Annotated in this window: 23 protein-coding genes; 13 read left to right on the forward strand and 10 right to left on the reverse strand. The window is 63.2% G+C overall.

Annotation, left to right across the window (positions count from 1 at the left end; all coding sequences use genetic code 11):
- Positions 1–16 precede the first annotated feature (16 nt).
- The 5 genes from ACMA5I_RS02875 to pgsA all read left to right on the forward strand — a co-directional run bounded on the left by ACMA5I_RS02875 (position 17) and on the right by pgsA (position 5,493).
- Positions 17–823, forward strand: coding sequence for a S49 family peptidase (locus ACMA5I_RS02875; protein ID WP_525884728.1), 807 nt, complete (start codon positions 17–19; stop codon positions 821–823).
- A gap of 93 nt (positions 824–916) precedes the next feature.
- The gene (locus ACMA5I_RS02880) at positions 917–1,873 is read left to right on the forward strand and encodes a calcium/sodium antiporter (protein WP_525884729.1); all 957 of its coding nucleotides are present in this window, start codon (positions 917–919) and stop codon (positions 1,871–1,873) included.
- A complete protein-coding gene (locus tag ACMA5I_RS02885; protein ID WP_525884730.1) occupies positions 1,870–2,610 on the forward strand; it encodes an SDR family oxidoreductase in 741 nt (246 codons plus the stop codon). Before ACMA5I_RS02880 ends, ACMA5I_RS02885 begins: the two co-directional genes overlap by 4 nt.
- Positions 2,611–2,913: 303 nt before the next feature.
- Entirely contained in the window at positions 2,914–4,794 is a 1,881-nt protein-coding gene (gene uvrC / locus ACMA5I_RS02890; RefSeq protein ID WP_525884731.1) for an excinuclease ABC subunit UvrC, read from the forward strand.
- Between the two features lie 69 nt (positions 4,795–4,863).
- A complete protein-coding gene (pgsA, locus tag ACMA5I_RS02895) occupies positions 4,864–5,493 on the forward strand; it encodes a CDP-diacylglycerol--glycerol-3-phosphate 3-phosphatidyltransferase (RefSeq protein ID WP_525884732.1) in 630 nt (209 codons plus the stop codon).
- Here pgsA and ACMA5I_RS02900 read toward each other — a convergent pair whose 3' ends face one another.
- The 3 genes from ACMA5I_RS02900 to ubiA form a co-directional block, all read right to left on the reverse strand.
- Positions 5,494–5,811 carry a hypothetical protein gene (locus ACMA5I_RS02900; RefSeq protein WP_525884733.1) on the reverse strand — a complete coding sequence of 106 codons (318 nt, stop codon included), beginning with the start codon at positions 5,809–5,811 and terminating at the stop codon, positions 5,494–5,496.
- On the reverse strand, positions 5,804–7,573 hold the full coding sequence (locus ACMA5I_RS02905) for an OmpA family protein (protein WP_525884734.1): 1,770 nt from the start codon (positions 7,571–7,573) through the stop codon (positions 5,804–5,806). The genes ACMA5I_RS02900 and ACMA5I_RS02905 overlap by 8 nt, the downstream gene beginning before the upstream one ends.
- Positions 7,574–7,689: 116 nt before the next feature.
- Positions 7,690–8,628 carry a 4-hydroxybenzoate octaprenyltransferase gene (gene ubiA / locus ACMA5I_RS02910; protein WP_525884735.1) on the reverse strand — a complete coding sequence of 313 codons (939 nt, stop codon included), beginning with the start codon at positions 8,626–8,628 and terminating at the stop codon, positions 7,690–7,692.
- Between the two features lie 41 nt (positions 8,629–8,669).
- Between ubiA and ACMA5I_RS02915 the strand changes: the two genes are divergently transcribed.
- From ACMA5I_RS02915 to ACMA5I_RS02935, 5 genes are all read left to right on the forward strand, one after another.
- On the forward strand, positions 8,670–9,407 hold the full coding sequence (locus ACMA5I_RS02915; protein WP_525884736.1) for a 16S rRNA (uracil(1498)-N(3))-methyltransferase: 738 nt from the start codon (positions 8,670–8,672) through the stop codon (positions 9,405–9,407).
- Positions 9,404–9,940: a hypothetical protein gene (locus ACMA5I_RS02920; protein ID WP_525884737.1), complete on the forward strand. Its 537-nt coding sequence runs from the start codon at positions 9,404–9,406 to the stop codon at positions 9,938–9,940. Before ACMA5I_RS02915 ends, ACMA5I_RS02920 begins: the two co-directional genes overlap by 4 nt.
- Positions 9,941–9,986: 46 nt before the next feature.
- Complete coding sequence (locus ACMA5I_RS02925) at positions 9,987–11,357, forward strand: glutamate--cysteine ligase (RefSeq protein WP_525884738.1); 1,371 nt, start codon at positions 9,987–9,989, stop codon at positions 11,355–11,357.
- A gap of 57 nt (positions 11,358–11,414) precedes the next feature.
- Complete coding sequence (locus ACMA5I_RS02930; protein ID WP_525884739.1) at positions 11,415–11,603, forward strand: hypothetical protein; 189 nt, start codon at positions 11,415–11,417, stop codon at positions 11,601–11,603.
- An 81-nt stretch (positions 11,604–11,684) separates the two neighbouring features.
- Entirely contained in the window at positions 11,685–11,951 is a 267-nt protein-coding gene (locus ACMA5I_RS02935) for a hypothetical protein (protein WP_525884740.1), read from the forward strand.
- Here ACMA5I_RS02935 and ACMA5I_RS02940 read toward each other — a convergent pair whose 3' ends face one another.
- Genes ACMA5I_RS02940 through ACMA5I_RS02960 form a run of 5 tightly spaced genes read right to left on the reverse strand, consistent with a single transcriptional unit; the run spans position 11,952 to position 15,655 of the window.
- The gene (locus ACMA5I_RS02940) at positions 11,952–12,413 is read right to left on the reverse strand and encodes a DUF805 domain-containing protein (RefSeq protein WP_525884741.1); all 462 of its coding nucleotides are present in this window, start codon (positions 12,411–12,413) and stop codon (positions 11,952–11,954) included.
- A gap of 37 nt (positions 12,414–12,450) precedes the next feature.
- Positions 12,451–13,065: a glycerol-3-phosphate 1-O-acyltransferase PlsY gene (gene plsY / locus ACMA5I_RS02945; RefSeq protein ID WP_525884742.1), complete on the reverse strand. Its 615-nt coding sequence runs from the start codon at positions 13,063–13,065 to the stop codon at positions 12,451–12,453.
- Positions 13,066–13,068: 3 nt separating this feature from the next.
- Positions 13,069–14,325, reverse strand: coding sequence for a dihydroorotase (locus ACMA5I_RS02950; RefSeq protein WP_525884743.1), 1,257 nt, complete (start codon positions 14,323–14,325; stop codon positions 13,069–13,071).
- Positions 14,322–14,717 (reverse strand): hypothetical protein, encoded by a 396-nt coding sequence (locus tag ACMA5I_RS02955; protein ID WP_525884744.1) that lies wholly within the window; start codon positions 14,715–14,717, stop codon positions 14,322–14,324. Before ACMA5I_RS02955 ends, ACMA5I_RS02950 begins: the two co-directional genes overlap by 4 nt.
- Positions 14,714–15,655: an aspartate carbamoyltransferase catalytic subunit gene (locus tag ACMA5I_RS02960; protein ID WP_525884745.1), complete on the reverse strand. Its 942-nt coding sequence runs from the start codon at positions 15,653–15,655 to the stop codon at positions 14,714–14,716. Before ACMA5I_RS02960 ends, ACMA5I_RS02955 begins: the two co-directional genes overlap by 4 nt.
- An 83-nt stretch (positions 15,656–15,738) precedes the next feature.
- Here ACMA5I_RS02960 and ACMA5I_RS02965 point away from each other — a divergent pair, with 83 nt between their 5' ends.
- Together ACMA5I_RS02965 and ACMA5I_RS02970 are read left to right on the forward strand one after the other, a co-directional pair.
- Complete coding sequence (locus ACMA5I_RS02965; RefSeq protein ID WP_525884746.1) at positions 15,739–16,515, forward strand: uracil-DNA glycosylase; 777 nt, start codon at positions 15,739–15,741, stop codon at positions 16,513–16,515.
- Positions 16,512–17,048, forward strand: a complete 537-nt coding sequence (locus ACMA5I_RS02970; RefSeq protein ID WP_525884747.1) for an NUDIX domain-containing protein — start codon at positions 16,512–16,514, stop codon at positions 17,046–17,048. Before ACMA5I_RS02965 ends, ACMA5I_RS02970 begins: the two co-directional genes overlap by 4 nt.
- On the opposite strand, the gene ACMA5I_RS02975 is transcribed toward ACMA5I_RS02970, so the two are convergent.
- Positions 16,980–17,573, reverse strand: coding sequence for a LysE family translocator (locus ACMA5I_RS02975; RefSeq protein ID WP_525884748.1), 594 nt, complete (start codon positions 17,571–17,573; stop codon positions 16,980–16,982). The two genes, ACMA5I_RS02970 and ACMA5I_RS02975, sit on opposite strands and share 69 nt — an antisense overlap.
- Positions 17,574–17,655: 82 nt before the next feature.
- Here ACMA5I_RS02975 and ACMA5I_RS02980 point away from each other — a divergent pair, with 82 nt between their 5' ends.
- Positions 17,656–18,099, forward strand: a complete 444-nt coding sequence (locus ACMA5I_RS02980) for an Lrp/AsnC family transcriptional regulator (protein ID WP_525884749.1) — start codon at positions 17,656–17,658, stop codon at positions 18,097–18,099.
- On the opposite strand, the gene ACMA5I_RS02985 is transcribed toward ACMA5I_RS02980, so the two are convergent.
- On the reverse strand, positions 18,100–18,873 hold the full coding sequence (locus ACMA5I_RS02985) for a protein-disulfide reductase DsbD domain-containing protein (RefSeq protein WP_525884750.1): 774 nt from the start codon (positions 18,871–18,873) through the stop codon (positions 18,100–18,102).
- Between the last annotated feature and the right edge of the window lie 64 nt (positions 18,874–18,937).

Here is an 18,937-nt window from a genome sequence, read left to right on the forward strand (position 1 = left end):
GCTTATGTCGCGAGCCATGTCACAAGGCTGGATTGCGAGAATAAAGAAGCGCTTGCGCGGCGGGCCGGTGGTGCCGGTTCTGCGGCTCCATGGCGCGATTGGTGCGGGCGGGCGCTTTGGCGGCGGGATGAATGCCGCCACCATGCTGCCGCTCATTGACCGGGCGTTTACCAAAAAGGCGAAAGCGGTCGCGCTCTCGATCAACTCGCCGGGCGGATCGCCCGCGCAAAGCTCGCTCATTGCTGCGCATATCCGCGCCAAGGCGGAAGAACGCGGCATCAAGGTCTACGGCTTCGTTGAGGATGTGGCCGCGTCGGGCGGCTACTGGCTCGCGACCGCCGCCGATGAGATTTACGCGGACCGCTCGTCGATTGTCGGCTCCATCGGCGTGATTTCGGCGGGCTTTGGATTTCAGGAATTTATCAAGAAACACGGCATCGAGCGCCGCGTCCACACGGCGGGCGAGGACAAGTCGATGCTCGACCCATTCCGCCCCGAAAAGCCCGAAGATATCGAGCGTCTGAAAGAGTTGCAGCGCGGCATCCACCAGCATTTCATTGACCAGGTGGAGCGTCGCCGCAGCGGCCTCGCCGACGGTATCTTCACCGGCGAATTCTGGCTGGCCGAAGAGGCGCGGGACAAAGGGCTGATCGACGGGATCGGCCATCTGCGCCCGGTGATGCGGGAAGAATTTGGCGAGGATGTGCGCCTACCCATCGTCTCCGCCAAAAAATCGCTCTTCCGCCGCCTTGGTGCGCCGAGTGCATCCGATCTTATGGGAACCTTGGAGGCGGACGCCCTGTGGTCCCGCTACGGCCTTTGACATGATGCTCAAGGCCGTCCTGATTTTCTTCGTTTTTGTGGCCCTGCTCGGCATGTTCGGCAAGCTGAAATGGCTCGACCCCAGGAGACGTAAATGATCCTCGACCTTGTGTATGTGGCTATCGGGCTTGGCCTGCTGGTGGTGTGCGGCGATATGCTGGTGAAGGGAGCTGTTTCGCTCTCGCTGCGGCTCGGCATCCCGGCGCTGATTGTGTCGATGACGATTGTGGCCTTCGGGACCTCTGCGCCCGAGCTGCTCGTCGCGATTCAAGCCGCGCTGGACGGCGCGCCGGATATCGCCATGGGCAATATCGTCGGCTCCAATATCGCCAATATATTGCTAGTCTTGGGTCTGCCCGCCGCCATCGCACGGATTTCCATGAAGGATTGCGACAGCAAGGCGGATTTCCTGACCATGCTCGGCGCGACGGTCCTCTTCATCGCGCTTTCGCTCGACGGCAATGTCTCGCGGATCGACGGGATGATCATGCTGGTCCTGCTCGCCGTCAGCCTCTGGATGAGCTTCCAGAAGGCGCGCAAGGCGCGGGCGGCGGATGCGGCGGACGACGAGGATGAACTCGAAGAGGGCGATCCGTCGCTTCCGATGTCGCGCATCCTCTTTCTCATCATCGTGGGGATCATCGGCCTGCCGATTGGGGCACAACTGCTCATCACCGGCGCGCAAAGCATCGCGCTCTCCTTCGGCATTTCCGAAGCGGTGATCGGGCTGACGCTGGTGGCCTTCGGCACCTCGCTGCCGGAACTCGCGACCACGGTCAGCGCCGCGATCCGCGGTCAGGCGGCGGTGGCGCTTGGCAATGTGATCGGCTCCAACTTCTTCAACCTGATGCTGATCATGGGCCTCACCTCCGTGATCACGCCAGTGGGCGTGGGAGAGGAATTCCTGAGCCGTGATCTCTGGATCATGCTGGCCGCCGCGCTCGCGATGATCCCCTTCGTCTGGCATTGGGTGCGCCTTGGCCGCCGCTCCGGGGTTGTGCTGTCGGCGCTCTACTGCGCCTATGTGGCGCTGCTCTTGGTGGTCAAATGACCGGCGCGGCGCTGGTCACGGGCGGCGCGAAACGCATCGGCGCGGCGCTGGTGCGGGCGCTCGCGGCGCGTGGCAAGCCGGTCGCGATTCATTACAATTCGAGCGGCGATGCAGCCGAAGCGCTGGCGCGCGAAATCACCGAGGCGGGCGGCAAGGCTGTCGCCTTGCAAGGCGATCTCTTGGACCCGCAGCCGGACCTCATCGCCCGCGCTGCAGAGGCGCTTGGCCCACTTGACCTACTCGTCAACAACGCCTCGATTTTCGAATATGACCGTATCGGGACGGTGACACCCGAAAGCTGGGACCGGCATTTGGGCTCGAACCTCCGCGCGCCGCTGATGCTGACACAGGACTTCGCCGCGCAAGCGGGCGCGGGCAGCAACATCATCAACATCATCGACCAGCGCGTGCGCAAGCTGACGCCGGAATTCATGACCTATACTTTGGCGAAGTCCGCGCTCTGGACGTTGACGCAAACCGCAGCGCAGGGCCTTGCGCCGAAGATCCGCGTGAATGCGATTGGTCCGGGACCAACCCTGCAAGGCGCGCGCCAGTCGAAAGACCATTTCGATCAGCAGCAGGCGGCGACCATCCTCGGCATCGGGTCGGACCCGGAAGGCATTGTTCGCGCTATGGAATTCTTAATCGACAGTCCTTCCGTGACCGGCCAGCTTATTTGCGTCGATGGCGGTCAGCATTTAGCTTGGAAGACGCCCGATATTCTTGGCGTAGAGTAGTTTTATTCAGACATTCGCATGCTTGTCGTAAATCTGACAGAGAGTCGTCATTCGCGGCTTTCGCGACGGAATTTCAGGCAAAAAAATCAATGAAAACAAGGTTTTGAAAATATGCCTATTTTTTAGGCAAGTCATTGAACAGCCTTGATTTACTGTATATTTTCCTTTGTTAAAGCACTCGCCCACAGAGTTATCCACAGCTTTCGTGGATAGGATTCTTCTTGCTACGGCGAAACAGAAAGTGCAGCGCGGGAGCAGGCCCGATTCTGTAGCAACCGGGGACCGGAAAGGGTATCAAACCGCATGAATGACGGGTTCGAAGAAGACGGCAAAACGGGCGGCGAGGGCCCGCGCGGGCATGAGGTGATCGCCTCCTATCTGCCGCGGCTGGACGACTCGCCCGGCGTGTACCGGATGCTCGACCGTCAGGGGGATGTGCTTTACGTCGGCAAGGCGCGGAGCCTGAAAAAGCGCGTCTCCAGCTATGCGCGGCCCACGGGCCATTCCTCGCGGATCGGGCGAATGATTTCGGCCACCGCGTCGATGATGTTTCTCACGACCCGGACGGAGACCGAGGCACTGCTTCTGGAGCAGAACCTCATCAAGCAGCTCAAGCCGCGTTACAATGTGCTGCTGCGCGACGACAAGAGCTTCCCCTTCATCGCCGTCACCGCGCATGATTACCCGCAGGTGAAAAAGCATCGCGGCGCGCGGAAAAAGGGCGAGACCTATTTCGGGCCCTTCGCCAGCGCCGGCGCCGTGAACCGCACGCTGACGCATTTGCAGCGTGTGTTCCTGCTGAGGGATTGCTCGGACTCGATGTTTGAAAGCCGCACGCGGCCCTGCCTGCAATATCAGATCAAACGCTGCTCGGCCCCTTGCGTCGACATCATCAGCAAGGACGAGTATCAGGCGAGTGTCGCCGATGCGACGCGGTTCCTGCGCGGGCAATCGACGGAAATTCAGGAAAAACTCGCCAGCCAGATGACCGAGGCGAGCGCGGCCATGGAATATGAGCGCGCCGCCGCCCTGCGTGACCGGATCAAGGCGCTGACGCAGGTGCAGCAGGGTCAGGGGGTGAACCCGTCCAGCACGCCAGAAGCCGATGTGATCGCGCTCCATGAGGATGGCGGGCAGGCTTGTGTGCAGGTGTTTTTTATCCGTGCGCATCAGAACTGGGGCAACCGCGCCTATTTCCCGCGCACCGGGTCGGGCGCTGAAGCGCCGGAGATTCTGGAGGCGTTCATCACGCAGTTTTATGACGGACGCGAGCCGCCGGGTCAGATCCTGCTGTCGGAAATGCCCGCCAATGACGAGCTGGTCGCCGCCGCCCTCTGCGAGCGGGCGGGCCGCAAGGTGACTTTCACTGTGCCGCAGCGGGGGGAAAAGGCGGTGCTGGTCGGCGAGGCGTTGCGCAACGCGCGCGAAGCGCTGGCCCGGAAGCTCGCGGATACGGCGAGCCAGACCAAGCTGATGACGGGACTCGGCGAGGCCTTCGGCATGGAGACCCCGCCCGAGCGCGTCGAGGTGTACGACAACTCGCATATTCAGGGCAGCAACGCGGTTGGCGGGATGATCGTGGCAGGGCCGGAGGGCTTCCAGAAATCCGATTACCGCAAGTTTAACATCAAGGATGAAACCCTCACGCCGGGCGATGATTTCGGCATGATGAAAGAGGTGCTGACCCGCCGCTTCGCGCGTCTCTTGAAAGAGGACCCGGAGCGCAAATCCGGCAAGTGGCCCGATATTTGCCTCATCGACGGCGGGGAGGGGCAGCTCACCTCCGCCCATGAAGCGCTGGCCGAAGTAGGCGTCGAGGGGGTCACATTGGTGGGCGTTTCCAAGGGCTTCGACCGGGATGCGGGCAAGGAGGTCTTTCACATGAAGGGCCGCCACAGCTTTGCCCTGCCGCATCGCGACCCGGTGCTTTATTTCATCCAGCGCCTGCGCGATGAGGCGCACCGCTATGCCATCGGCGCGCACCGCACACGCCGGGCCGGGGATATGCGCAAGAACCCGCTCGATGAAGTGCCGGGCATCGGCGCGGCGCGCAAACGGGCGCTTCTGGCGCATTTCGGGTCCGCCAAAGCGGTTTCCAACGCGAATATCGACGATTTAACAGCGGTGAGCGGGATCAGCCGCGCCATGGCCGAGACGATTTACGGGCATTTTCACCGTAGTTAAAACGCTGCGTGCGGCCTCTTTTCTCCGCCCCCAACCCGCGCTAGGCTGCGCCCGCAAAGGAGACCCGAGATGCTCGCCAATTTACCGATGATCCTGACAGTTTTGCGGCTGATCGCGGCGCCGATGGTGGCGATCATTTTCGTGATTGTGCCGCCGGTCTGGGCGGGCTGGATCGCGCTCTTTCTCTTCGTCGCGGCCTCGGCAACGGATTTTCTCGACGGCTATCTGGCCCGCAAATGGCAGGTCGTCAGCCCCCTTGGCGCGATGCTCGACCCGATTGCCGACAAGGCGATGGTGATTACGGCGCTGGCGGTGGTAATGGGCTTCTCGGCGGGCAATCCGTGGATCATCATCCCGGCGGCGTTTATCCTGCTGCGCGAAGTGTTTGTCTCTGGTCTACGCGAATTCTTGGGCGCCGATGCGGGCAAGTTGCAAGTTACCAAACTGGCGAAATGGAAAACCACCTCGCAGATGGTGGCGATCTCGGTGCTGCTCTTCTCGATTGCGATGAACTTCACCGCGCGGGCGAAGATGGGCGGATCGGGCAGTGTGCTCTCGCCGGATCAGGATTATCTGCGGCTGGCGACGGTGAACGGGCTTTATATGGGCGTGCTGCTGCTCAATATCGCCGCCGTGCTGACGGTCGTGACCGGCTATGATTACTTCCGCAAAGCCAAGCCGTTCCTGAAAATCGACTGATCAGCGGCGCTGCTGCAACTCGCCCAAAAGGCGCGAGGTTTGCAGCCGCGCCTCCTCCAGCGCTTCCATCGCCGCATCATATTCCGCCTGCTTCTGGCCAAGCCGGAAATTCATATCCGCTTCCAGCTTTTGCGCCTGCTGGCGCGCTTCGGTGAGCGCTTCTTCGGCATCATGGAGCCGCGTCGCGAGTTCCGCCGTCTGCGCTTCCTTGCGGTGCGGATGCGCGAGCATCGAATAGATCCAATGCAGGATCCACCCCAGCACGATGGCCGCGAAAATGCCGCCCGCGACAATCCATGTCAGCTCGTCTCTATCCATTATCGGCCTCCATTTGCCGGATCTCGATGCGCCGGTTTTGCGCACGGCCCTCTTCGGTCTCGTTATCGGCGATCGGATCGTCCTGCCCGTAGCCGCGCGCCTGAAGCTCCATCAGTTCCACGCCGCGCAGCAGCAGACCCTCACGCACCGCCTCGGCGCGGGACTGGCTCAGTTCGCGGTTATACTCCGCATCGCCCTGATTGTCGGTGTAGCCCGCGACCTCGAAGCGGCCATAGGGACAGGTTTTCAGGATCTCGGCGATCTGGCCCACGGTCGGCTCACTTTGCGGGGCAAGCCGCGCTTCGGCGACCTCGAATTGCAGCGGATCGAGATCGAGCAGCGCTTTGATCTGGAAGGAGCATTCATCCGCCTCGGGTGAGCCGAAGACGCGGTAAAGTTCCGGGTCCACCGCCGCGTCGAGCGTGTAGTTTTCGGGCCCGAACGCATCGCGCAGAAACGCATCCATCAGCGGCGCGACGGTGCTGTCCGTGTCGCGTGCCACGATGGTGATGTGGTCATTGGTCAGTTCCGCCGTGCCGGTTTTGGCCAGCGAGAGCGCTTCGCTCGCGGCGAAGATGCGTTTGTTCCAGCCCTCGGGTAGGCCATCGGTCGGGGTGAAACTGGTGTGGATCGGAACCGCGCCGAAGACCGACGCAGCGAACCCTTCAACCGCCTCGGCGGAGAGGTCGTCGCGGATCGGGCCTTTCATGGTCACATCGCCATTGGCCGCGCGGGTGAGGGTGATTTTCGGCCCGTTTTCAACATCAAGCTCGACGGGCGCAGGGCGGGTCAGCGACAGATCGAACGGTTCGGGCAGGGTCTTGGCGAGGGTTTTCGAGATCTCGTCAAAGGCCGTGCGGTCGCCACCCTGAACCCCGGCAAGCTTCACCTCCAGATCGCGCATGTCGAGCCGTCCGGCTTCCAGTTTAGCGAGCGCGCCAATGGCAGCTTCGGCAACGCTGCCCCAATTCGGATCGGGACTGCCAAGGGCGATGGTGCAGATCTGCCCCTCATCCCCTGCCAGCTTCAGCGCGCTGCGGATTTGTGCCGCCTCGTCCGAAGTGGCGGCGTGGCAGGTCTCGATCTCCAGCCCGTCTGCATCTTTCACAACCGACAGGGTAAACGGCGCGACCACGGCGGGCGGCGTCGAGAGCGAGAGGTTCAGCGTCACGCCGCTTTGCTCCAGCGCGTAAAGCTGTTCCTCCACGGCGGCACGATCCTCATTGCTGTCGAGCGTCGCGGTGATCGTGACCTCATCCGGCGTGGCCGAAATGCGAGAGCGCGGCAGGATCGCGGCGGCGCGGGTCGCGAGATCGACCGCGCCCGTCCAGCCCTCGGGCGGCTGGTAATCGACGCTTTCGAGCATGTCCGTGATGTCCGTGCCGTCAATATCGTCGAGCCGCGCCATCAGCAGCTCGCGCCCGGCCTCCTGCGGCACCAGCCCGATCAGCGATAACCGCCCGTTCTGGCGCAGAATTTCCAACACAAAATCCGGCTCCGGGATCTCCACTTTCGGCGCGACGGTCACGCCATCATCGACCCGCGCCGCGCTGATATGCTGGTTGAGTAGTTCGCGCGCATTCATGCGGTCCGCCTCGCTTGGGGCCTCGCCGGTCAGGCGCACCATCAGCCCGTCCGCCGAAACGCTCGCCCATGGATAGCCCCGCGAGAGCGCTGTGCTCAATTCATCCTCGGTCCGCGTCTCAAGCTCATCCATGGCCCAGTCGGCACCATACCATGCAAGGGCTGCCGACCCCGCCATTGCGGAGACAAAGAACAGGGATGAAAGAACGCGCATGAAGGATCCGTCTGTAATTCCGTGTGCATGGAATAGGTGTTTGCTGCGCAGCCTTCAAGCGCGAGCCGCGCGCAAAATGCTCAGAAGAGCGCGATCAGGGCGAGAAGCCCGGCGGCGATCAGCCCGGCATCGCGGTTGGAACGGAAGAGTTTGAGGCAGATATCCCCGTCATGGATGTCGAGAACGCGCCATTGCCAGATGAGATGCACGGCGAAGCCAATGGGGGCGATGAGGGCGATTGGCTCTCCGGCGGCGAGGATCGCGGCGGCCATAAGGAGGACCGCGCCGGTCCCGAAATCCGCGAGCCATTTGGGGCTGTCTTCCCCGAAAAGGCGGGCGGTGGATTTGACGCCGATCAGCGCGTCGTCCTCCGCGTCCTGATGGGCGTAGATCGTGTCGTAGAAGAGGGTCCAGCAGATCCCGGCGAGATAGAGCAGGATCGCAGGCCAGCCGAGGCTCCCTTTATGCGCGGCATAGGCGAGAAGCGCGCCCCAGTTAAAGGCAATGCCGAGAAAGACTTGTGGCCACCAGGTAAAGCGCTTGGCGAAGGGATAAATGACCACCGGGGCCATCGAGAAGAGGCCGAGCAGGATCGCCGCGCGGTCGAAGGTGACGAGGATCAGGAGCGCCAGCGCGCATTGCGCGGCCATCCAGAGCAGCGCCTGAAACACGCTGACCGCGCCGGACGGAATCGGGCGGCGGGCCGTGCGTGTGACCGAGCCGTCGATCTTGCGGTCCGTGATGTCGTTCCATGTGCAGCCCGCGCCGCGCATCAGGATCGCGCCAAGCCCGCAGCCGATGGCGATCCACAAATCCTCCAGCCGCGGCCCGGTTTCGATCGTCGCGAGCGCCAGCCCCCACCAGCAGGGCAGGAGGAGCAGCCATGTCCCAATGGGCCGATCGAGGCGCGAGAGCCGGAAATAGGGGCGCAGCGCGGCAGGCGCGCGGTGGTCCACCCAGTTGCCGGTATAGGCATCGGCAATCGCATCCTGCGGGGCGTTTTGCGCCGAATCTGTCATCTGGCTCTTTCCTCCGCCCGAAGCGGGCTTATGTTGATCGCATGGCAGATGTGGCAAAAATACGGCTTCATGTCGAGGCAACGCTTGCGGAGGGGGTCGAGGTTTCGCTGGGCCGCGATCAGGCGCATTACCTTTTTGGCGTGATGCGGCAGAGCGAGGGCGCGCGGGTTGCGCTCTTCAATGGCCGCGATGGCGAATGGCAGGCGGAGGTCGTGCAGGCGGGCAAACGGGGCGGCACGCTGCGCTGCCTTACCCAATCCGCGCCGCAACGGATGCCGCCGGATCTGTGGCTGCTGTTTGCGCCCATCAAAAAAGCCCGCACCGATTTCATCGTCGAGAAAGCCGCTGAAATGGGCGCGGCGCGGATTTGCCCGGTGCAGACCGATCACACCAACGCCGAGCGCATCCGTCAGGACCGTTTGCAGGCCCATGCGGTCGAGGCGGCGGAGCAATGTGGCGGCACTTATGTGCCGCCCGTCGATGATCTCAAGCCGCTGTCGAAACTGCTGGCGGCGTGGGATCCGGCGCGCAAACTCATGTTTTGCGACGAGACTTTGGCCGAGGTGAATGGCGGCGCGGCGGCGGCTCTGCCCGATACGCCCGGACCTTGGGCGATCCTCATCGGCCCCGAAGGCGGCTTCTCGCCCGCCGAACTCGATAGGCTCCGCAGCCTTGATTTCACCCATTCCGTTTCCCTCGGCCCGCGCATCCTGCGTGCGGACACGGCAGCGGTGGCGGCGCTCACCCTGTGGCAAAGCCGCCTCGGAGACTGGACATGATCCGCCCCGAAATGCGCCGCAAGCTCCGCCGATGGCGCGACATGATCGGCGGCGCGGTGGTGCTGGCCTTTGGTGTCTGGACCTACACGCGCGGCGGCTGGATTCTCGAAGCGCTCGGCGCGGCGGCGACGCTGCTTGGCCTCACGCTCATCTGGCTCGGCTGGCTGAAGGCGCGGGCGCTACCGGACGCGCTTGGCCCCGGCCTCGTCCGCATTTCGGAAGGCCGCATTTCCTATATGGGCCCGCATGAGGGCGGGAGCCTTGCCATTGACGAAATCCGCGCCGTGGATCTGGTCGATGGGGCATGGCGCCTCTCGGATCGCGAGACGGTTCTGGCCATCCCGATTGGCGCGGATGGGGCCGATGCGCTGCTCGATGCCTTCCTGCGCCTGCCGGGCCTGTCATGGGACAAACTCGCCGATGCACAGCGTGAGGCAAGGAGCCGCAAGGCGCATCGGCCAGTGATGGTTTGGCAAAAACCGCTCGGCGCGCGCAGCGGCACGGCGAGCCGCGATTATCCGCGCTTGCACTGAACGCCGCGCCCTTCTAAGCCCGAAGAAACGAGACACGGAGGCTCTCATGTCCATCCCCCAGCAAGGTGGCGGCCCGATCACCAGCAAGACCCAACTCGCCGAATATCTGGAAGCGGGCTGCAAGCCCAAGGAGGATTGGCGCATTGGCACGGAGCATGAGAAATTCGGCTATCAGGCCGACAACCTGATGCCGCTGCCCTATGAGGGCAAAGCGTCGATCCGCACCATGCTGGAAGGTCTGCGGGATCGGTTTGGCTGGTCGCCCGTGGAAGAGGCGGGCCATCTGATTGGGCTGGAGAAAAACGGCGCGAATGTCTCGCTGGAGCCGGGCGGGCAGCTGGAGCTTTCCGGCGCGCCGCTGGAGACGATCCACGAGACCTGCGACGAGGTGAACAGCCATCTGCGCGAGGTGCGCGAGATCGCTGACGAGATCGGCGCGGGCTTTATCGGCCTCGGCGCGGCCCCGACATGGACGGCGAGCGACATGCCGCAAATGCCCAAGGGCCGTTACCGCCTGATGACCCGCTATATGGGGCAGGTTGGCAGCCACGGCACGCAGATGATGTATCGCAGCTGCACGGTTCAGGTGAATCTCGACTTCGCCTCCGAAGCGGATATGGTGCAGAAATTCCGCGTCGCGTTGGCCTTGCAACCGGTCGCGACGGCGCTCTTCGCCAATTCGCCCTTTTTCGAGAACCGCCCGACCGGCTGGAAAAGCTGGCGCGCCCGCATCTGGCAGGACACGGATCACGACCGCACCGGGATGCTACCCTTCGTGTTCGAGGACGGGATGGGCTTCGAGCGCTATGTCGATTACGCCCTCGATGTGCCGATGTATTTCGTCTATCGCAACGGCGAATATGTCGATGCGCTCGGCCAGTCCTTCCGCGATTTTCTGGACGGCAAACTCCCGGCGCTGCCCGGCGAGGTGCCGACCCTGTCGGACTGGGCGGACCATCTCACCACGATCTTCCCTGAGGCGCGGATCAAGAAATTCATGGAGATGCGCGGCGCGGATGGCGGCCCCTGGCGGCGGCTCTGCGCGCTCCCGGCGCTCTGGGTCGGGGTGATGTATGATGAAGATTGCCTGAACGCGGCCTGGGATCTCGCCAAGGATTGGACCGCTGCGACCCGCACGGACTGGCGGCTTGCTGCCGGCATCTGGGGGATCCAGGCGGAAGTCGGCGGCGTGAAAATGCACGATCTCGCCCGCGAAATGGTCGGCATCGCCCGCGAAGGCCTGAAGCGCCGCGCCCGGACCGGCGCGGGCGGTCTCGTTGCCGATGAAACGCATTTTCTCAATGCGCTGGAAGAGGTTGTCGAAACCGGTCAAAGCCCGTCCTGCGAACTGCTCACGAAATATCACGGGCCATGGAACGGCGATCTGAGCAACATCTTCCGGGATTATAGTTACTAAGGAGTATTCATGCGCGACTTTGTCATTAGGACGTTCGACATCATCATCTGACTTGTCATGCTGCTCGTGGCCGTCATCGGTGTCGTTGGCGGCTTGGCCATGATCTCACAGGGCGATCCAAGTGGTTGGGGCCTCATCATCGGTGCGCCCCTCTATGCCATCATGCTCGGCGGCATATTTTTCATCGCCGTCGGTATTTATAAGAATATCCGTGAAATTAACCAGAAGCTCGATCGCCTCGACTAAAGTCGTGTCCTCTTTGGTTACGAAGTCTTAATCCCTTCTCGTGCAAGTTTATTCAATTGTGAATAAGCTGCGGAGGGGGTTATGCGGCAGAAATTTCTTAGCGGTTTTGAACTCGCGGCGCTGGCGATCTTTGCGGCTGCGCTGGTGGTCGAGGTGATGCTCGGCCTTGCGCTCGCAGGGACGACCAACCCGATGCTCGGGCTGCTCGTCGTCATGGGCGTGCAACTGATCGGGTTGGGCTATCTCTGGCTGATCCTGCAATCGCGCCACAAGCGCCGCGCAAGCCGAGATCTGGAGCGCCGTCTCAAGTCGATCTCCGAAGCCATCGACGGCGCTGCGCCGCTCTGATCAGACCGGCGGCTGCGCGTCGGTCCGCTCCGACGGGCGCACCACGGTTTCCTCTTGCGGGTAAGGTGCGGGTGCAGGATCGTCCTGAGTCACGGTGTCCGCATCCGTGGGACCGTATTTCGCGCCAGCCGCCTGCGCCGGGCGGCACCACCACCAGATAAGGACAATGATCCCGATGAGCGGGATCAGCATGATAAGCTGCCACCAGCCCGATTTCCCGATGTCATGAAGTCGCCGTGCCCCGACAGCGAGCGATGGCAAAAGGATCGCAAGTTGGAAGAGGGTGCTGAAGACGCCGATCTCAGCAGTCGCCGTGTCGAACATCATGAAGTCGAGTGCTGTGAACGCGATGCTGGCAATAAACGAAAACAGCACAAACCACCAGAATTCCGGGCGATGTGCGCGGCCTGAGAAGGTGGCGTATTTCTGAAAACAGGTCTTAACCGCTGTTTGAAAATTCATGGTGATCTCCGTCGTGATGTTTCCGGGGCGGTAGGTCTCAGCTCTTCTTCTGGCCGATCTTGGTCTCGGTGCCGTTTCGCAACCTCTTGATGTTATCAGCATGGCGGACCCAGACAAGCAAAGCCATCAACGCGGTTAAAAATGCCCAGACACCGTTGTTTTCAGGGCCAAACCACGCCATCCAGATGGGTGAGGTGGCGGTGGCCATGAGCGCGGCGAGCGACGAGAAGCGGAAAATTGCCGCCATGACGAGCCATGTTGCGCAGGCCGCGAGACCCGCCGGGAAGGAGAGGGCGAGCATCGTGCCAAGGAAGGTCGCGACACCCTTGCCGCCCTTGAAGCCGAGCGTGATCGGGAAGCAGTGGCCGAGAATCGCGCCGAAGGCGGCGAAAATCGCTGCGCCGTCCGGGGCGATGAGATAGGCGATCAGCACCGCGAAGGCGCCTTTGCCGCTGTCGCCGATGAGGGTCAGCAGGGCAGCCAGTTTGTTGCCGGTCCGCAGCACATTGGTTGCGCCGATATTGCCGGAGCCGATCTGGCGAAGATCGCCGAGGCCGAAGGCGCGGGCGACGACGAGGCCGAAGGGGATTGAACCCAGCACATAGCCCATGAGAAAGAGGCCGATATAGACGACGAAAATCAGTGTCTGCATGGGTTAACCTTCTCCGAAAATCCGCACCCCGTCCACCCATGTTCCGCGCACCCGGCCCTGCATCCGCCGCCCGTCATAAGGCGTGTTTTTCGATTTGGACTTCAGGGTTTCACGGTCGAGGACGAAGGGCGCGTCGGGATCGAACAGCACCAGATCGGCGGGCGCGCCGACAGCGAGGCGGCCCGAGCCCAGCCCGATCAGTTTCGCCGGATTGAGCGACAGCGCACGCCAGAGAACCGGCAGCGAGATATGCCCGCCATGGACAAGCTGCATCGCCGCCGGGAGCATGGTTTCGAGGCCAACCGCACCGGTCGCCGCTTCGGCGAAGGGCAGGCGTTTGCTCTCCTCATCCTGCGGCGAGTGGAGCGACGAAATAATGTCGATTTCCCCCGCCGCGAGCGCTTCGACCATCGCCATGCGGTCATCTTCGCTGCGCAAGGGCGGAGCGAATTTGAAGAAGGTTCGCCAATCACCAATGTCATATTCGTTGAGGGTCAGGTGATGGATCGAGACGCCCGCCGTGACCTTCACCCCTTCATCGCGGGCGCGGCGCAGCACGGGCAGCGCGCCCTCGGTTGAGAGCGTATCGGCGTGATAGCGCGCCCCGGCCATGCCCGCGAGGGCGAGATCATGCGCGAGCCCCATGGCTTCGGCCTTGGGGGAGACCGCCGACAGCCCGCGCAGCGTGGCAAAGGGCGACGAGGTTGCGACCGCGCCCGCCGAGAGTGACGGCTCCTGCGGGTGGCCGATCACCAGCGCGCCGAGATCGGCGGCATAGGTCAGGCAGCGCAGAAACGCCTTGGCATCATGGCTCGCCCAGACATCTGAAAAGGCGACGGCCCCGGCATCCTGCAAGAACCCCATCTCGGCCATTTCCGCGCCCTTGCACCCTTTGGTCAGCGCCCCGATAGCGCGGACATGCACCGGCGCTTCCTCCGCCGCGCGGCGCAGGGTGAAGGTGAGGGTTTCGGGATCGTCGAGGGCGGGCGACGTGTCCGGGCGCACGACCATGGTGGTCACGCCGCCCGCCGCCGCGGCGAGGCCCGCCGTGCGGTAACTTTCCTTGTGGCGCTCCCCCGGCTCGCCGACCTTCACGCCGATATCGACAATTCCGGGCGCAACGCAGAGCCCGCCGCAATCGGTTCCGGTTTGCGCGCCTGTGCCGATCTCCGCGATTTTACCGTCTTCGATGCGCAGCCAGCCGAGGGTTTCGGTTCCGGCTTCAGGGTCGATCAGGCGGGCGTTGGTGAGGGTGGTCATGGCGTCCCCATAATGGATTTCGTGAAGCCACCGAGGATGCCGCCGACAAAGCCTCCGGCATCAGGATTGGCATAGGATGCCTTTCCGTCCCTGACTTCCTTGGCTGCGTCAATGAGCGACAGTTCACCCTTAAATTTTCGTGAGAGAAGTTGAAATCCTAATGAGGTCAGTACGATGCCAACTACTGGGTCTCGCATGGTGCTCGACTCGTGCCAGAGCGCGCGCACAACTCCTTCTTCTGCAAGCCATTGTACCGTATTTCTGAAGAGCCCCGGATCACCAGCCAGCCACGGAAATTCAGCGTGGTTATAGACTTCTATTCTAGTGCCTTGCGTAGATAGCGAGTCGAGAAGTTCCGCCACCAGCAGCTCGCTCTTCTCCAAATCCGTCACGCTGCATCCCTCCGTGCCTTCACGCCCTGCGCCAGCAGATCCATCGCGGCCATCCGCACGGCGACGCCCATTTCAACTTGCTCCTGAATTACCGAGCGGTTGATGTCGTCAGCGAGCAGCCCGTCGATCTCGACACCGCGGTTCATCGGGCCGGGGTGCATGACGATGGCGTCGTCTTTGGCGTGGCTCAGTTTCTCGGCGTCGAGGCCGAAGCGGTGGTAATATTCGCGGGCCGAGGGGATGAAGCCGCCATTCATGCGCTCGCGTTGGAGGCGGAGCATCATCACCACATCGGCGCCTTCGAGCCCTTCGCGCATATCGCGGGCGATCTCACAGCCGAGGGTTTCGAAACTTTGCGGGACGAGTGTGGACGGGCCGATGAGGCGCACCCGGTTTTCCATCAGCCCGAGCAGCAGGATGTTGGAGCGGGCGACGCGGCTATGGACCACATCGCCGCAGATCGCGACGGTGAGCCGGTGGAGTTTGCCCTTGCGGCGGCGGATGGTGAGCGCGTCGAGAAGGGCTTGCGTCGGGTGCTCGTGCCGCCCGTCGCCCGCGTTGAGAACGGCGCAATTGACCTTGTCCGCCAGAAGTTTCGGCGCGCCGGAGTCCGGATGGCGGATGACCAGCAAATCCGGCTGCATCGCGTTCAGGGTCATCGCCGTGTCGATCAGCGTTTCGCCCTTTTTCACCGAGGACGACGCCACCGCCATATTCATGACATCCGCGCCAAGACGCTTGCCCGCCAGCTCGAAACTCGCCTGCGTGCGGGTCGAGTTTTCGAAAAACATGTTGATCTGGGTGAGGCCGCGCAGCGCGTCGGAGCGTTTGTCGGGGCTGCGGTTGAGGTCCACATAGCGCTCGGCAAGGTCAAGAATCGTTGTGACATCGGACTGGGTCAGCCCTTCGATCCCGAGAAGGTGGGGAACAGACAGCATCAACGCCTCCCTTTGCTGGCTCCCTGATAGCGGCGGATCGGGGTTGCGGCAAGCCGTTGGCGCGGCGCGCGGCAGGCTGTAGGGTGAGCGGCATGGGATTCGAGAGCGATCTTGCGGCGCTGGCATGGCAGGTGGAGATGGGGGCGGATGCGTGCATCGAGGACGCGCCGGTCGATCGCTTTGCCGCGGCTGAGGCGGCGAAGGTCGCGGCCAAAGCGCCGCCGCCCGCCGAAGCGCCGCCGCCTCCGGTGGAGACGGGGATGGACTGGGCGGCTGAGGCGGCGCGTTTGGCGACGGCTGCGGACAGTCTCGATGTGCTCGATGCGGCGATCCGCGGCTTTGAGGGCTGCGAGCTGAAGAAGGGCGCTCGCAACACGGTCGTCAGCGACGGCCAGCCGGGCGCGCGGGTCATGATTATCGGCGAAGCCCCGGGCCGGGATGAGGACCGTTTGGGCAAGCCGTTTGTCGGGCAGGCGGGCCAGCTTCTCGACCGGATGTTCGCGGCGATTGATCTGGCGCGCACGGCCGATGATCCGATGAAGGCGCTCTATATCACCAATGTGGTGTATTGGCGGCCGCCTCAGAACCGCGCACCGACGCGGGACGAGATGGCTATGCTCCGGCCCTTTGCGCTCCGCCATATCGAATTGGCGAAGCCGGAATTTCTGGTGCTGATGGGGAACACGGCGTGCGGGACGCTGCTGGAAAATCCGCCGGGGATCACCAAACTGCGGGGCAATTGGCAGGAGGTGGCGGGGCTGCCCGCGCTGCCGATGATGCACCCGGCGGCGTTGCTGCGGAACCCGGCGCAGAAACGCGGGTCTTGGGAGGATCTGCTGACGCTCAAGGGCCGTTTGTGACCCTTCCGCTGCTGACGCCCGAGTGGGATGAAACCGTTCGCCAGGCGGCTTTGGTCGCCCCGGTGGACCGGCATGGGCGGCTCCTTTTGCAGCTTCGGGAAGCGCGTGACGGCATCGCCGCACCGGGTCTCTGGAGCTTTTTTGGCGGCGGGTTCGAGGCGGGCGAGACGCCGCTAGAGGCGCTTGTTCGCGAGGTGGAGGAGGAAATCGGCCTGCGGCCCGCGCTTTCCGACCTCAACCCTATTGGCCGCGCGCTTGGCGTGCTGACCCCGAAAGTCGCGCTGCATTGCTGGCTCTGGCGCTTCCCGCATGATCTGAGCGACATCCGTCTGAAAGAGGGCGCGGGCTTTGGCGTGTTCCATGAGCCGCAACTTGAAGACCTGCCGCTAAACCCTTCGCTCGCGCCGGTTTTGGCGTGGCTAACGCGCGGCGGCCATCTGCGCCGCGCGCCGCTCCCCCGGCCGTCAGTGGAGGAGGACGGGCAGGAAGCTGACCAGCAGGAGCAGTGCCATCGCTATGTTGAACACCCGTAGCGTCTGCGGGTTTTGCAGGGCGCGGCGCAGGCCGGTACCCGCGATGGCCCAGAGGCTGCAAAATGGCGCGTTGATCGCCCCATAGATCACCGCGACGAGCAATAGGCCGGTCAGCGAGGCATCCGCGCGGTAGGTGGTGATCGCCGAGACCGCCATGGCCCAGGATTTCGGGTTCACCCATTGAAACGCCGCGGCCTCGAAAAAGCGCATCGGGCGCTGCGTCTCGTCCCGCGCTTGGGGCGGTTTCGAGGTCGCAATTTTGTAGGCGAGCCAAAAGATGAACGCGGCGGAGAGGATTTTCATCCCAAGCTCCAGCACCGGGACGCGGGTCAGCAGATCGCCGAGACCCGCGCCGAGGATCAGAATCATCGCGACGAACCCGCTGGTGATCCCGGCGAGATGCGGCAGCGTTCGGCGCAGGCCGAAATTCACGCCGGACGCCATGAGCATGAGGTTGTTGGGCCCCGGTGTGACCGAGGTGACGATGGCAAAGCCCGCGAGGGCAGGGAGGAGATCGTATGTCATGCTCCGCAGATTATGCGGAGATGCGCGATGAGAGATTGCAAAAATTGTTTTCAGAAAAGATATTTTGCAATATATCCTAGTTATGGATGCGATAAATCAGAAAATATTGCGTGAACTGTCCCGCGACGGGCGACTCTCCAATCTCGCGCTGGCGGAAAAGGTGGGGCTGTCGCCTTCGGCCTGCCTGCGCCGGGTGCAGGAGTTGGAGCGCAGCGGTGTCATCAAGGGGTATCGCGCGGTCATTGATCCGGTGAAGATCGGCAACGGGCTGATCGCCTATGTCGCCGTCGGCCTCAATGAGCATACGAAGAAAAGTCAGGTCGTGTTTGAGGACGCGATGGCGCGCGCGCCGGATGTGCGCGAATGCCACAATATTGCCGGGACGGTGGAATATCTGCTGCGCATCGAGTCGCAGGATTTCGCGGATTACAAGCGCTTCCACACCGATGTTCTGGGCGCATTGCCCGTGGTCTCGTCGATCACAACTTATATGGTGCTGGATACGCCTAAGGATGAGCGCGGGTGATCACCCGGCGGGGCAGCCCTCGATCTCGAACGCGCCGGAATTGGTGAGAAGTGTCAAGCGGATCTGATCGCGGGAGAGGGTCAGCGGGCCGGTGGTGAATTGCTGAAGCGTCGCCGTGGCGGTCGCGCCGTCCGGTTGCGGCGCGGTCGCCGGAAAGCTGCTCCAAACACTGTCGGTCCCGGTTTCAATCAGGATCGTCTCGGCCTCTGCGCCGCCGCTCACATTCGCCGTAATCTGCCAATCGCGCCCGGCGGGCTGGATGGCGCATTGCGCGCGGTAGGCGGTTCCGGCGCGCGGCGCGGCGGCAAGTGCGCGTGTGATTTCAGGTGTTTCGCCGGAGCCTGCGGGCAGATCCGTCGCCACTTCCGCCGTCAGCGGCAGGCAGACATCCTCGCAAATCCCGAGATCCGCCTTGAGGTCGAGCCGCACCGGCGCGTTCGGGTCTTTCAGCGTGATCTTGAGCGGCAGCGTCAGCCGCGTCTCATAGCCCACCACCTGCCCGCCATTGAGCGGGATCACGCGCGGTGCGGGAAAGATCGGCTCCAGCGCGGCGATATTCTCGGACGCGCCGTAATCGAGACGCGGCGCGATGCCGGTCGCCGTGCTGCGCCAATAGGTTTTCCAGCCCGGATCGAGCCGGATATCGAGCGCCGCCATATGGGTGCCATCGGCCATGCGCCAGCCCGGCAGAAGCTGGATCTGCGCCGGTTGCGGCATTTGCGCGGCGGCGAGGCCCGGCAGGGCCAGAGCGAGGGCGGCGAGTGCTTTCAACATGGCCGCAAGATGCGCCTCTTGCCGCGCAAAGGGAAGTCGCATTTCTGCGAGATCACGATCTTTT

The sequence above is a fragment of the Jujubicoccus corallicola genome (assembly GCF_047345645.1).
GTDB lineage: Bacteria > Pseudomonadota > Alphaproteobacteria > Rhodobacterales > Rhodobacteraceae > JBLEFH01.